Below are 13,729 nucleotides of genomic sequence, written 5' to 3'. Positions count from 1 at the left end.
ACTTTGGACCCTACCTGTACAGTGCTGGGGTGGGCAAATTTATCGCTGAGTCGCCAGTCGCATTCGTTATCGGAGCATCGAGAGGGATCGGGGAGGCGACCGCACAACGATTCCTCAAGGAAGGCTACGTCGTCGCTGGCACCCACCGAGGCAGCGGAGTCACCCATGGTGTTCATGGGATCAAATGCGATGTGACCGACACCGGCGGCTTGAAGGCGGCGTTCAAAGAAATATCCGACACCTACGGACGGCTCGACACTGTGGTCTACAACGCCGGCGTGGTCCGTCAAGATCTTCTCATTCGGATGCGTGCGGAGGACTTGCGTTCCGTTATGGAAACGAATCTCTTCGGTGCTTTTGCCAGCGTCCAGGAAGCCCTCAAATACATGGGTCGGGCACGCTCTGGGTCCATTGTTCTCATCTCCTCCGAGTCATCCCGAACCGGCATACCCGGCTCCGCTCACTACACGTCGTCCAAAGCTGCCTTGGATGGCTTGGCACGCTCAGCGATGTGGGAAGGTGGTCCACGCGGGATCCGTGTCAACGTCGTCGCCCCTGGTCCCACGAAGACGGACATGTTGGCCAAAGTTGATGAATCGGAGATGGCCAAACTCATCAATAGCTCCCCGCTTAGGCGTGTCGCCGAGCCGAGCGAAATCGCTGACGCCATCTACAAAGTAAGCACCCTAACGTACCTCACAGGGGCGCTCATTCCGGTGACCGGCGGCGAGGGGCTGGGCTACTAATCCTCCCGCGCATCCTTCGTGTACCTTGCCTCCCGTAAGTCGATTCCGAGGAAGTCATACAACGCTTTCGCCATGCGATTGTATTTGTCTACATCGACTTCCCAGCGGGTCGACCGTCCGACACGTTCACCTCGAGGCGGATCGCCGACCAAGACGCCGAGGTCTTCAAGCTGATCTAGATTCCTGCCCACAAGGCTGCTGTCCAACGACAGATCCTTGATGAGTGTCGCCCGCAATGTCGGCCCTTTTGTGTAGAGATATCCCACGATGGCGAGCCTGGCGGGCGTGCTAATGACCCTCTGAGCGACGAGGAGATCCTCGGACCAGTTTTCCTCGGGAAGGGCGTATTTAGGCACGCTCCCCATTTTGCCCCGAAACAACATCCTTTTCACATCTGCCTGCCTCCATCAGCGCCAACGTTTTCCTCATGAGAACTCTTAAAGCAGTCTTGAGTTCATTTAATGCCTTCCTTCTGTTAGATTCTAACCATCAATGAAGGCATTTAGCGAGTTCTTCTGCTCTTGCTGATAGCAAGTCCCTAAACCCGAGCAGACAGAACCGCTCCTGGAGAACGGGGCACGACGGCATGAGAAATCTGGGAACCGCAGCGGTACCGGCAATACTCGTTGCTGGCGGGGTTGCCCGCCGAGCCGGCGACCTCGACCTGGTGGACGGGATCCTCACCAAGCTGGAGGCCGCCGGGTACCTGAGTCTGCACCCTACTGCGGAAGTCTTCGAAGACAAACGCCCTCGTATCGTGTTCCGGCGCCGCCGCCCAGGTGTGGTCCTTACCGTCGCGTCGGCGGGGCAGCTTTGGATCCCTGATGCCTGGCGCAAACGCAACGCTGGCGCCGTCCGGCCGTCTCGCGTCCGGGCACAAGAGCGGGCCGGCAATGGCTAAGGCCGGGTTGGTTGTTCCTGTGGTCGGGTTGTTGTTGGCGCCGGTGGTGTTGGTGGCGTTTCTGGGCGGCAGCGGTGCCCCGGCGGCCGTAGCGGTGTCGTGCTCGTCCCCTGCTGCGGGGGTGGATGCTTCGGTGGCGAAGGTGTCTGACGGGGTTGCGGGTTTCGGGGGTGTGCAGTTGAAGAACGCTGCCGCGGTCATGGGGGCCGCGAAGGCCCTGAAGCTGCCGGTGGCGGCGCAGGTGCTTGGGGTCCAGGCGGCCATTGGTGAATCGAGTCTGCGCGTGATCGATTACGGCGACGGGGCCGGTCCTGATTCGCGTGGTTTGTTCCAGCAGCGGGCCAATGGTGCGTGGGGCTCGTACGCGGACCGGATGGATCCGACGGTTTCCGCGACGAACTTCTTCAAGGCTCTGCAGAAGGTTCCGGGCTGGGAGGCGTTGGAACCGTCGGAGGCCATTCACCGGGTGCAGCGCAACGCGGACCCCGGCCATTACACCCGGTTCCGGGGCCAGGCGGTGCAGATCGTGCAGGGCCTGTCCGGGGCCGATCCGGGCGCGCGGGCGTGCACCGGCCCGGGCGGGGCCGTGACCGGTGAGCTGGCCGGAAAGTGGGTGAACCCGCTGCCCGGAGCGGTCCTGACCAGCGGTTACGGGCCCCGGCAGGCACCGGCGGGAACCGCCGGCGGGGTCCTGGCGGGTTTCCACTACGGGATCGATTTCTCCACCCCGGGGCATCCGGGCACGGTCCTGGCCGTGACGGATCTGAAGATCACGATCGCCAGGGACCTGGATGGCATGTTCGGCACCAGGGTGGACGGGACCTCGATGGATGGCAGGTTCACCGTGGGTTTCTACCACATGGCCCCCGGGAGCCTGCGGGTGAAGGCCGGCGACGTCGTGGCGGCCGGGACCCCTTTGGGGACCGAGGGGGAGAGCGGGAACGTGTCCGGCCGGCACCTGCACCTGGAGTTTTTCACCGGCACCCCGGCGAACCCGACGGTGCCGGTCAACCCGACCGTCAACCCCGAACCGATCCTCCGCAGTAAAGGAGCCCTCCCATGACCGGTCTTCCCCGTCCCGGCGCCGCCGGCGCCCTCGTCCTGACCGCGGCACTGCTGGCGTCCGGCTGCGCTGCGCCGGCCGGACAGTTTTCGGACACCTCCGCCGCCACGGCACCGGCCAGTGATGAGCATGACGAGGGCGTGCCCGCGGTGAGCTGGGATGCTGCCAGTGAGAAGGCGGCGAGGGACACCGCGGCGGAGGTCATGGCCCTTTTTGCCCGCCCGACCGTGCCGGAAGGGCCGTGGTTCACGGCGCTGGAGCCGCATCTTGCGGCCGATTATGCCGGGTCCGCCCGCTACATCGACCCCGCCCGGGTCCCGGTGAGCAAGGTCCTGGAAGGCCCTGCCCTGTCCCGGGATACCGGTGATCCGCTGACGGTCACCGCGACGTTCGCCACCGACAACGGCCCCTGGCAGGTCGCATTGCACCGCACCGCACAAGACGCCCCCTGGCTGGTGACCGACATTTCCCCCCAAAACAACGACTAGCAGAACCAGCGACCGGCCCGGACACCGGCCACGCACACCGGACCCGGCTCTTTTGAACGAAAGGCACACACCGTGAGCAGTTACTGGCAAGGATCCGCCAAGGGGCAGAGCCAGCCCGTTGACCTGGCCCGCCCGTTTTCCATCGTCCCGGAAGGAGCAACCATGACCGACCCAGCACCCGAAACCCTCAAGGCCGCCTCCAGCGAAGAGACCGCGTACGCGCCGGCTCCTGCAGGCCCAGGTGCGCCGGCCGTGGCCCTGCCGCTGGAGGGAGGCAGGACCGCCGGTGACGTCACGACCTCGGCGGGGGAGGCCGGGCGTGACCCTGCCCTCTTCCATGTGCTCGGGCGCGGCTACGAGCTCGATGACTTCCTGCACAACGGCCCCGCCATGCACGGGTTCAACGGGTGGCTGAACAGGCTCACGGGCGGGTCCGTGAAGCTGGGCCCGGGCCGGGGGGAAGCGGCTGCGCGCCGGGAACGGGCCGAGCTGCTGTGCTGCGAGCAGATCATCCGCCAGGCCACCTGGCAGCGCGGGTCCGTGGCCTACACGGCGGCGAACAAGAAGGGCAATTCCTCCAAGACCCCGTTGACCGTGGGCATCGGCGGGATCATTGCCTCCATCCGCGGCGGGTCCCTGGCGATGATGGAAGTCTCCGATGATCCCGGGCAGCTGGCCGGCCGGTCCGAGGGAGAGCAGCGCAGCGGCATCGGGGAACTGGTCCTGAACGCCGCGACGGTGGGCACGAAGGCGCAGCTGGAAGGCTACGCCGTCCCGCAGACCTCCTTCGCCCACACCTTCGGCTCCAGCCCTGCGAGGCGCGCGCCCCTGGACAAGGAATCCATCGAAACGGTGGCTGCGCTGATCGACCGGTTCTACACGATCCGGGCCATGGATTCGGGCAACGTCTACACCTCCAGCGCTTTCGCCGGGGCGATGTCCACCTCGGACGCGCTGCTCGTGCCGATGATGAACGCCTCCGATTCGATGGGCGAGGCCGTGGAGCTGTTCCATTTCCTGGAATCCCACCAGGATCCGCACTTCCGTGACCTTGCCCGTCGGGCCATCGTGGTGCGGGTTTCGGATGGCCGGCCCGAGTACAAGGTCGAGCGGCTGGTGAAGGACTTCATGCACCAGGCCGGCATCGGGGCGGAGCGGATGTTCACCGTCCCCTATGACGGCCACTTGGCCGAGCGCGGCGCCATCACGATCGGGAAGCTGGCACCGGCCACCCGGGCCGCGCTGGTGCGCATCGCGGCCGCCCTGATCGTGCAGCTGCAGGACGCCGTCGCCGAACCCACCACCACCCAGTACTGAAAGGCCACCTGCCATGTTCTCTGTCACTGAATCCCTCACCCATGCCGGACTGCAACTGCAGGCCAAGCTCCAGGGCCGGATCCCTGCCGATGTGAAAAACCCGTTCGACGGGGTGGAGCCGAACTTCGACGTTTTCGGGGTGAAAGCCAACAAGGGCATCCTCATCGCCCTGGGCGTGATCTGGGCGATCTCCATCGTGTACTCCGGCGGGAAAGTCCTGACAAGCCTGAACAAATTCAACGCCGCCAAGTCCCACCACGACTCCGAGGGCGTCACCAAAGGCAAGGAACACGTGATCAAGTCCGGCTCGATCCTGGTCGGGGTCGTGATCGTCCCGGTGATCGTCGGCGCCCTGGTAGCCATCGGCAACACCATCGCCAAAGCCTGAACCCCTTCCGACGGAAGCAGGAGAGCATGGAAGACACAGACAACATGAAAGACCCGGTCACCATGAGAGACACGGTCAAGAAGCCGCGGGGGAGGGGCCTGCTGTTCGCCGGGGCCGCCGCGGTGGCCGTCGTCGGCACCGCGGGATACTTCCTCACCACCACGAACTACGCCCCGGCCCCGGCGCCCTCCCCGGCAACCTCGGTCCCGGGCACCGCGGCCGCGGGTGTGGCCGCCGGGTCCGGCGGCAACACCCTCGGTGCTGACGGGGTGACCCGGGTCGGTTACGAACCCACGTGTGAGGGCGCGGAGCAGGCAGCCACCAACTACACGGCCGGTGAACTCGGCTACGGGAACGTCCCGGATGAGAAGCATCTGGCCCTGATCAACCAGATCTTCCTGCCGGATTCGGCCGACCGGATCAAGGAAGCCCAAAGGATCCACGACAAGATCGCCAACCCGGCCACGAAAGGCCGTTCCGGGGACTACATCCAGGCACATCCGGAATGGGGCGGTGCCTACAAGATTTTCGGCTGCGAACCCGGGAAGAAAGCCTCCATCGCCGTGCTTCAATGCAGCAAAACCCACTTCGAGCAGCCCTACCAGGGCAACACCATCCCCGACAGCTACGGCTGCTCCGACGTGTTCTGGTCGCTGGCCTGGGCCGGTGACGGGGATGCCAGGGACTGGAAGGTCTCCGGCCTGGGGAACTTCGAGCAGGAGGGGATCTCCGGAGCAAAACAGCTGCCGTCGTTGAAGGCGCTCAGCGTGTCCCCGACGCAGGAATCGGAGTACCCGGTGTCCGCGTCGCTGCTGGCCAGGATGCTGGTCAACCTTGAGGGTGCCCCGTTGGAAGGGTGGGCCGACTATGCCAACGTCACCCGCAAATAAGGGATCGGCCACGTCAGGCGAGGGCCGCCGGCTGCGGCGGGTCTTACAGGTGCTGGCGATGGCCGTGTGCCTGCTGCTCGCCGGTGCCCCGGTGGCGATCGCCCAAGTCGGGAACCCCGGGGATATCTCCCAGCTGACGGACGAGCAGAAACAGGAGCTGACCGCCAAGCTCAAAGACGTTGCCTCCGCGGCGGTCTGCGATGACAGTGACTTCGGCAAGACCGTGCACCTCTTCCATGCGGAGGGCCTGTGCTCGGGCGCGGTGAAAGGCCTGGTCACCGGGCCCGACGCCGGAAAAACGCTGACCCCGGAGGTCATCTGCCTCGCCGTCACCCAACCCGCGCCGATCCTGAAAGACACCTGCACAGGCGCCGCCGTTGGTTTGGGGAAAGTTGCTGAGGCGGTGCAGCAGTCGCAGCTGGATTTCCTGAGGGGGATCGCCGGTGCGGCGGTGGCGGTGGTGAAGGCCACGAAGTTCATCGAGAACCCGGCCGGGGCCATGGATGATGCCGCGAACGCGGCCAAGGCGGACGCGGTGGGCATGACCGGGAACATCCTGGGCCTGCTGACCCGGGTCACCAGTTTCAATCCGGGCGCCGAATGGTTCCTGGCCACTTGGGCGGCCACGTCCGGTGTCGGGTTCATCATCATGGCCGTTTCGGTGCTGCTGACCATGACCGGGGCGAACTCCGGCAAATACAGCCTGGAAGAAGCCCGGAAAGGCATCACGGACTACGCCCCGTTCGCTGTGTTCGTCCTGGTCTTCGGCCCCGCCCTCGGCGTGGTCGTGTCCGGTGTCATCGATCTGCTTTCCGAAGGCATCGGCTCCTGGGCCGGCACACCGATCGACAACTTCGCCCGGCTCGTGAAAGACATCGCCGGCGTCACCGCCGGGGACACCATGGGCTCTTTCGTGGGCCTGGTGTTGTTCGCTGCCATGTGCTTCGGGGCCCTGGGCACCTACGGGAACCTCATCGTGCAGATGCTGGGCGCGAACATGGTCGGGATCATGCTCTCGGTCATGGTCGGGATCCTGATCCACCCCCTGTGGCGGCGGCGCCTGGCGAAAGTCGCCGCCTTGTTCGCCGGGATCCTGCTGACCAAACCGGCCCTGTTCCTGGTGATCGGGATCGTGTTCTCCATGGGCGGGGCCATCCAGTTCCTCAGCGGGGACCCGGACGCGAACGCCAAAACCTTCACCACCATCCTGATGCTGGCCCTGGCCATGCTCATCCTGACCTTCGCCCCCTGGTCCCTGCTCAAATACGTCCCGCTGCTCAAAACCACGTCCGGCGGGAAGATCGAGGGCGGCGTCGGCAGTGCCGCCGCGGGCGCGGCCGCCGGCACCGGGGCATCGTTCATGACCACGATGATGATGCAAAAAGCCAACAACCACGCCAAACGCAACCACACCCACACCGGCACCGGCAACGGTCCGGAACCCGCGGGCCCCGCCGGCACCACCAGTGGGCCCGGGAGGCACACCAGCGGACAAGACACCGGCGGGCAGGGTCCGGGCGGGCAGCAGCCCGCGGCGAACCGGGCCGGCCAGACCGCGGCAGCGAAGAACACCCCGGCCGCTACGGCTGCGGGGGCGGGGAAGAGCGGCATGGCCGGGATGGCGCCGCTGGCGGTCATGCAGGCCGCGATGGCCGCGGCCAAGGCGGCGAAGTCCAAAGCCGCCGAACACGCGAACACGGCCGTGCACGATGTCAGGGGTGAGAGCTGATGTCCCGCATGGTGTATCTGGGCGGTGAGGTCCGCTCTCGTGCCCTGTTCCGCGGCGACCGGCACGTCCTCGAATGGGCGGGACTTGCCGGGTTCATGGCCCTCGCCCTGGGCCTGGTCGTGGTGTTCAGGCATCCGGTCGCGATCGGCGCCGGGATCCTGCTCGCCGCGGCGGGGTGGTGGATGTTCACCCCGCGCGGGGACGCCCACCAATCCTGGGCGGCCGCCACGGCCCGGACCTGGTACCACCGTTGGCGCAACGCCACCGGGCTGTCCTCCTACCACCCCGACGGGGAAGGGGCCATGACGCCGTGGTGGTTGCCGGCCACGGCGGGGGAGCGCAACGCCCCTTTGGCGGTGGGGGAGGTGCGCTGGTTCGATGTGGAGTTCCGGGGCGGGGGATCGATGGTGGTGTTCCGGCATGCGATGCCGGATACGGACTATTTCTCGGTGGTGCTGGAAGTGACCGGGAGCATCGGCGCCGTGAGGGCCGAACGCGACGACGAACGTCCCTATGTGGGGTGGGGTGAGTTCCTGACCTCCCAGGCCACGGAGCGGTCCGCGATCACGGTCGTGCAGGAAATCGCCCATGTGGTGCCGGCGGACATCGAAGACCACCTGGTCTTCATCGGGTCCCGGATCCCGGAAGGCACACCGGAGGTGTTGCAGCGCTCCTACGCCGATCTGGCCGGGCAATTGAATACCCGCTCCGAACAGCACCGCACCTACCTCGCCCTGGGCCTGCCGTCCACCGACCGGTTGTGGAAGACCGCCTCCCGGTACGGCGGGGGCGACACCGGGATCGGGATCGCGGTCTTCAAGGAAGTCCAGAAGGCCGTGAAGAAACTCCGGGGCCCGTTCGGCGGGGTGCGGGTGTTGGACGAAGCCCGTGCCGCGGCCCTGATCCGTGCCCTGCAGGACCCCGGCTTCGACATCGACCAGAGCGACGGCGTCACCCTGGCGACCTGTTGGCAGGCCAGTGACGGCACCCACCCCGAACGCGTCGTGGTCAACGGGACGTGGCTGACCCGCACCGCCACCGTGCAGGGGCGCAAGATCAGCACGGAGGCGCTGCCGGTCCAGGCCCTCTCCCGGCTGGTGTCCGGCGGGGAGGATTCCTTCATCCGCACCATCTCCGCCGTCCATAAACTTGTCCCGGCCGCCCGTGCGCGGGGTACCGCGCAGGAAGACGTCACCGTCGACACCGGGGAGACCAATGCCGGCGCGGGCAAGGGCAGGATCGATGACGGGTCCGCGGCCGCGTCCCTGTCAGGGTCCACCGCACGGCTGAACGACCTGAAAGTCGGATCCCCGTACCACGGCGTGAACCTGGCCCTGTACATCACGGTCAAGGCCCGCACCGAAGCCGGGCTCGAGGACGCCGTGTCCGCCATGGAAGCCATGGCCAACGCCGCCGGGATCAGCGAGCTGTCCTGGATGGACGAACGCCAGGACCTGGCCATGATCACCACCCTTCCCCTGGCACGAGGAGTCAAACAATGACCACCACCACCACCACCGACACCGATCCGGACACGGATCCGGACACCATCCCGGCCCCGGATCCTGCCGTCCCCGAGTCACGCGGGGCCGGGCGGGCACGGCCGCAGCGCGAACGCACAACCGGTCAGCAGCCACCCGAGCTCGGAAGCGCACCGGCCCCGGGACTGACTGTCCCGGAGGCCGGGCATGTCCAGGAGGAGGTTCGGACGGCGTGGACCTCGGGGAAGCGGTGGACGTGGGCGGAGAGGCTGGGGTTCTACTCGCCCTCGCCGGCGGGGATCAAGTCCACCACGCGCCAGTGCGAAGCCACCTACCTGGCCGTCGCGTCCGCCCCGACGTCCTCCCGGGGCTTCATTTTCGGGGTGGACGCGTTCTCCGACTGGCCCTTCTACACGGACCCGTTCGTGGCCTATGAAGACAAGGAACTCTCCTCCCCGAACGTGATCCGCATCGGGGACCTGGGCAAAGGCAAATCCTCGGGCATGACCACCGGCTCCATCACCCGCCCGCTGCTGTTCGGCCGCCGTTCCGTGGTGATCGACAAGAAACTCGACGCCGAAACAGGGGAGGGCGAATACGCCCAAAAAGCCCGCTCCCTCGGGGTCGAGCCGATCCGCTTCGCCCTGGACGGCACCGGCGTCACCGTCAACCTCCTCGACCCCGCCATCGGCGTCGACGAACACCCCGGCGGGCGGGCGGACGGGCGGAAGCCGGTCGGGCAGGCCGCGCTGCTGCGCGCCGTCGCCACCGAAGCCCTCGGCCGGGACCTGACCGCCCGGGAAGGCAAGGCCCTGGCCATGGCCCACCACGCCGCCCTCACCACCGCGACGGCCGAGGGCAGGGTCGCGGTCGTCCGAGACGTCGTCAAAGCGTTGCAAGTGCCCGATCCGGGGGCGGCGGAGGCCGCTCACCTGGGCGTGGAGGAACTGCGCGAATGGGGCCTGGACCCCGCGTTCGCCCTCGAACGCCTGCTCGATGACGACCTGACCGGGATCGTCGACGGCGAAACCAGCGAGAACGTGAAACTCGGCAACGGGCTGACCGTCTTCGACGTTTCCGCGCTGCCGGAGGACGGCCCGGCCCTGGGCATCGTCATGCTCATCATCTCCACCTGGCTGTTCAACACCCTCTACACCCAAAAACGCGTCCACGGGTCCGTGGTCCCGACCCACCTGGTGGTCGAGGAAGCCTGGCACCTTGTCCGCGGCGCCTTCGCCCTGGTCATCCAGCGCCTCACCAAACTCTCCCGCGCCCTGTCGCTGTCCTGTGACTTCGCGTTCCACCACGTCTCGGACATCCCCGCCGGGTCCCCGGCCGCGGCCATGATGAAGGAAGCCGGCTCGAAATACTTCTACGGGCAGGACAACCACGACGAGGCCACGGCCACCACCGTCATGTTCAACCTCCCGGCCGGCACCGAAGACGTGCTCATGGGCCTGGACCAGGGCGTCTGCCTGGTGAAAATCGGCTCCAAGGACGCCAACCTGGTCACCCACCTGCGCTCCGACTACGAAACCGACATCACCAACACCGACAAAGCCATGCTCGCCACCGGCACCCTCACCCTCACCGCCTAAGGCAAAGGAACCCACCCATGACCACCCTGACCAGGCTGCTGACGATGCTGCAGCGCTTCTCCGTCCAGGTGTTCGTCGTCGCCGCCGTGGCTCTGTTCCCGGTGGCCGTGAACGCCGGAGAGGCGCTCACCCCCACCAGCGCAGGCGTCTACCAGCCGGGGTGGAACCCGCTGGAGCTGGGGATCCGGCTGGCCAAGGGCACCGTGGTCTGGCCGGACGCCGCCACCTGGCTCGGGACGGTCTTCCTCCTCGCACTCGTCGGCGGGCTCGTCGCGCTGTCTTTCGCCACCCCCGGCGGTTCAGCCGCCTCCGCGGTCTCCGGGAACGGGGTAGCGGGGCGGCTGGCCACCGGTCAGCAGCTGGCACCCCTGATGGGAAAGGCCATGCGCAAAGACGCGACCAACCTCCACCCGCACGCCCAAGGCATCGCCCCCGGCCAGGTCCTCGGCGTCCCGGCCGCCGGACGGGCGGCGGTGTTGTACCAGGGGTGGCGTGACCTGGGCGTGTGCATCATGGGCCCGGGCACCGGCAAAACCTCCTGCTGCGTCGTCCCGCGCATCCTCAACGCCCCCGGCAGCGCGCTGATGACCGGAAACAAAGTCGACGGCGTCGCCCAGGTCATCGCCGGCCGCCACCACCTCGGCCCGGTCTGGGTCTGGGATCTGGGGAAGATCTTCCGGCAGCCGGACACTCCGGACTTCATCTTCAACCCCCTGGCACAGGTCCGGGGCACCGAGGACGCCATGCGCCTGGCCTCCTGGCTGATCACCGCCTCGGCGAAAAACAACCCCCGCACCGAAACCGAAGCCAAAGACGACGCCCATTTCGGCCCCGCCGGCGAGTCATGCCTGGCCTGGATGCTCCTCGCGGCCGCGAAAACCGGCAAGACCCTCGCCCACGTCCACGACTGGGCCTCCAAGGGTGCGCTGCTTTTGGTCAGCAACCTCCTGGACGACCTCGGGTACACCCGCCCGGCCGCGGAAGTGGCCGGTTACGACAAATGGCCCGACAAAACCCGCGGATCGCTCGTGGCCACGGTCCAGCGCATGTGCCGTGACCTCGTGCACGAGGCCATCCTCCCCTGGACCACCCCCACCCCGGGGATCCGCGAGTTCGACCCGGCCGGATTCCTGCAGGGCCGGCAGACCCTGATCATGCTCTCAGAACGCGGGCCCGGCAGCGCCGGGGCCATCATCACCGCCCTGGTCAACGCGATCACCCGCACCGCGATCCGCGAAACCCCCGGCGAAGCCCGCCTGAAGGTGCCCCTCGTCGGGGAACTGGACGAAATAGCGAACATCGCCGCCTGGCCGTCCCTGCCCAAGGACTTCAGCTACTTCGGCTCACGCGGCCTGTGCTTCACGGTTTATCTGCAGGCCTACTCCCAGGGCGTGAGCGAATGGGGCGAGAACGGCATGAAAACCCTCTGGCAGACCGCCGGCATCCGCCTGCTGGGCGCCAGCGAAGAAGACACCTTCACCCAGGGAATCTCCCAGCGCCTGGGCACCTGGGAAAAACCCACCGGGGAAGGCAAACCTGCCAAAACCATGCCCAAGGCCAGCGTCGAGGACCTGAGCAACATTCCCAAATTCACCGCCCTGCTCAGCACCTCCATCACCCCCGCGGCGATCATCAAACTCCGCCGCTGGGACAACACACCGGCCATGAAACGCACCGTCGAGCACGGCCTGCCCGCCGCCCGGGCCATCATCAACGGCACCAACCCCACCGCCATACCGATCCCGGTGAACACGCCGGTGGTGCACACGAAAGAGCAGGAGAAGGAGAACGCCGCATGAGCACCCCCGGACCCGACACCCCCGACGAGACCCCGGAGGAACCAAGCGAAGAGGAACTGATCGCCGAATTCACCGCCTGGGTCCAAGCCATCATCCACGACGTCGAATCCGTCCCCGACGACAGCGAAACCCGGTACTGGTGCCCGCAATGGTGGGCCCACCCCGAAGCCGTCACCCGGCTCCGGGCACTGCACCAGGAATACATCAAAGCCGAAGAAGACAACGCGCTCAGCGGCTGGTTCGTGTACCACTGGGACGCCCACACACGCACCCTCTTCAGCCCCACCGGCCCCTTCGAAACCTGCCGCTACGGACACCGCTTCTTTGAAAAATCCAACGTCTACACCCCACGACTGATGACCGACACCCCGCCAGCGGACTGGGCACCCTGACATCCAAGACCAGATGCACTCCAAAGCGATAACCGCCGAAAAGCGCCGCCTGACTTGGCGGGTATGTCCAACCCGGGATGTCAGGTTGGAAGCTAAGAGTTTCGCGAATGCATGTAAGAAAACAGAAGATGGCACCCTATTCTGACAGCTTTTCAGACACTTCCAGACGTCAGCTTGGGGTGTACGCCAGCTGGACGTCATATCCGCCTTCAAGCAGCCTCGGCTGGATGGCCCAACGCGTCCTCAGACTGCGACCGCGCTCTGGTCAGCGACGCCGTGCAAAAACTTCTTGGGTCCGATGGTGTTTCCGGCGCACGCATGAAGGGAGCGGCACCTGACCTGATCTTTTCCGACACCGACGATGCGTCATCGGCCAGCAATGCGCGTTAGCCTTCCCACTCTCTGGCCAGCGCCTTGAGGGCAATCGAGACCTGTTCCATGGCTTCCATCCGCCACCGTGACATCCACGGCTTCTTCGCTTTACGTGGTGCTTTCGGGACCGTGTCGACACGGGACCGGAAGCCTATCTGTCTCGTTGCGGAGTCTGGCCTCAATAAAGTCGGCAACTTCGGAGGCGGCAAGAGGGTCATGGAAAATCAGTTGTCCCCTTCGGACGTGTTCCATTCGGGTCCTTCTTTCGTTGGGTAATGCTGGATCGGCGGGGAGAGTCGCTGGAGTGCACCATGGGCGAGCGATTCGTACGCCTCGAGGGATGTGATACCGCCCCGGAACGTGAGGCCCTCGACGAGAATCAGGAGACTCGGTTGGCAAAGCGTCTGACCTTATACGGTGCCGTCCAACGAATCATGCTCCCAGTAAAGGTCCAACTGACGTTGGACAGTGACAGCGGTAAATGTGTGCACGAGCCAGGACCTTGATTCGTCATCAGGCGATCAGCAGGTCGGGCCCGGTTCGGAGCTCAACCAGACTCGTCGAG

General features: G+C 66.2%; 13 protein-coding genes. 12 read left to right on the top strand and 1 reads right to left on the bottom strand.

The window, feature by feature from the left end; all coding sequences use genetic code 11:
* Positions 1-29: 29 nt before the first annotated feature.
* A complete protein-coding gene (locus tag ABCW42_RS21845) occupies positions 30-746 on the top strand; it encodes an SDR family NAD(P)-dependent oxidoreductase (RefSeq protein ID WP_423185049.1) in 717 nt (238 codons plus the stop codon).
* Here ABCW42_RS21845 and ABCW42_RS21840 read toward each other — a convergent pair.
* Complete coding sequence (locus tag ABCW42_RS21840; protein ID WP_423185170.1) at positions 743-1,111, bottom strand: ArsR family transcriptional regulator; 369 nt, start codon at positions 1,109-1,111, stop codon at positions 743-745. The two genes, ABCW42_RS21845 and ABCW42_RS21840, sit on opposite strands and share 4 nt — an antisense overlap.
* A 221-nt stretch (positions 1,112-1,332) precedes the next feature.
* Here ABCW42_RS21840 and ABCW42_RS21835 point away from each other — a divergent pair, with 221 nt between their 5' ends.
* From ABCW42_RS21835 to ABCW42_RS21785, 11 genes are all read left to right on the top strand, one after another.
* Positions 1,333-1,647 (top strand): hypothetical protein, encoded by a 315-nt coding sequence (locus ABCW42_RS21835; RefSeq protein WP_423185048.1) that lies wholly within the window; start codon positions 1,333-1,335, stop codon positions 1,645-1,647.
* A complete protein-coding gene (locus tag ABCW42_RS21830) occupies positions 1,640-2,710 on the top strand; it encodes a M23 family metallopeptidase (RefSeq protein ID WP_423185047.1) in 1,071 nt (356 codons plus the stop codon). Before ABCW42_RS21835 ends, ABCW42_RS21830 begins: the two co-directional genes overlap by 8 nt.
* Entirely contained in the window at positions 2,707-3,198 is a 492-nt protein-coding gene (locus tag ABCW42_RS21825; protein WP_423185046.1) for a hypothetical protein, read from the top strand. The genes ABCW42_RS21830 and ABCW42_RS21825 overlap by 4 nt, the downstream gene beginning before the upstream one ends.
* A 162-nt stretch (positions 3,199-3,360) precedes the next feature.
* Complete coding sequence (locus tag ABCW42_RS21820) at positions 3,361-4,515, top strand: MinD/ParA family ATP-binding protein (RefSeq protein WP_423185045.1); 1,155 nt, start codon at positions 3,361-3,363, stop codon at positions 4,513-4,515.
* Positions 4,516-4,528: 13 nt separating this feature from the next.
* Positions 4,529-4,903, top strand: coding sequence for a hypothetical protein (locus ABCW42_RS21815; protein ID WP_423185044.1), 375 nt, complete (start codon positions 4,529-4,531; stop codon positions 4,901-4,903).
* Positions 4,904-4,929: 26 nt separating this feature from the next.
* Complete coding sequence (locus ABCW42_RS21810) at positions 4,930-5,793, top strand: hypothetical protein (RefSeq protein ID WP_423185043.1); 864 nt, start codon at positions 4,930-4,932, stop codon at positions 5,791-5,793.
* A gap of 58 nt (positions 5,794-5,851) precedes the next feature.
* Positions 5,852-7,522, top strand: coding sequence for a hypothetical protein (locus tag ABCW42_RS21805; protein ID WP_423185042.1), 1,671 nt, complete (start codon positions 5,852-5,854; stop codon positions 7,520-7,522).
* The gene (locus ABCW42_RS21800) at positions 7,522-9,024 is read left to right on the top strand and encodes a hypothetical protein (protein WP_423185041.1); all 1,503 of its coding nucleotides are present in this window, start codon (positions 7,522-7,524) and stop codon (positions 9,022-9,024) included. The genes ABCW42_RS21805 and ABCW42_RS21800 overlap by 1 nt, the downstream gene beginning before the upstream one ends.
* Complete coding sequence (locus ABCW42_RS21795; RefSeq protein ID WP_423185040.1) at positions 9,021-10,601, top strand: ATP/GTP-binding protein; 1,581 nt, start codon at positions 9,021-9,023, stop codon at positions 10,599-10,601. Before ABCW42_RS21800 ends, ABCW42_RS21795 begins: the two co-directional genes overlap by 4 nt.
* A gap of 17 nt (positions 10,602-10,618) precedes the next feature.
* Positions 10,619-12,400 carry a type IV secretory system conjugative DNA transfer family protein gene (locus ABCW42_RS21790; protein WP_423185039.1) on the top strand — a complete coding sequence of 594 codons (1,782 nt, stop codon included), beginning with the start codon at positions 10,619-10,621 and terminating at the stop codon, positions 12,398-12,400.
* Positions 12,397-12,792, top strand: a complete 396-nt coding sequence (locus tag ABCW42_RS21785) for a DUF4913 domain-containing protein (protein ID WP_423185038.1) — start codon at positions 12,397-12,399, stop codon at positions 12,790-12,792. Before ABCW42_RS21790 ends, ABCW42_RS21785 begins: the two co-directional genes overlap by 4 nt.
* Positions 12,793-13,729: the final 937 nt, after the last annotated feature.

Origin of the sequence: Arthrobacter sp. NyZ413, from assembly GCF_049390645.1 — a bacterium.
Taxonomy (GTDB): Bacteria; Actinomycetota; Actinomycetes; order Actinomycetales; family Micrococcaceae; genus Arthrobacter.
The sequence above is the reverse complement of the archived record's forward strand: the minus strand, read 5'-3'. Positions and strand labels throughout refer to the sequence as shown.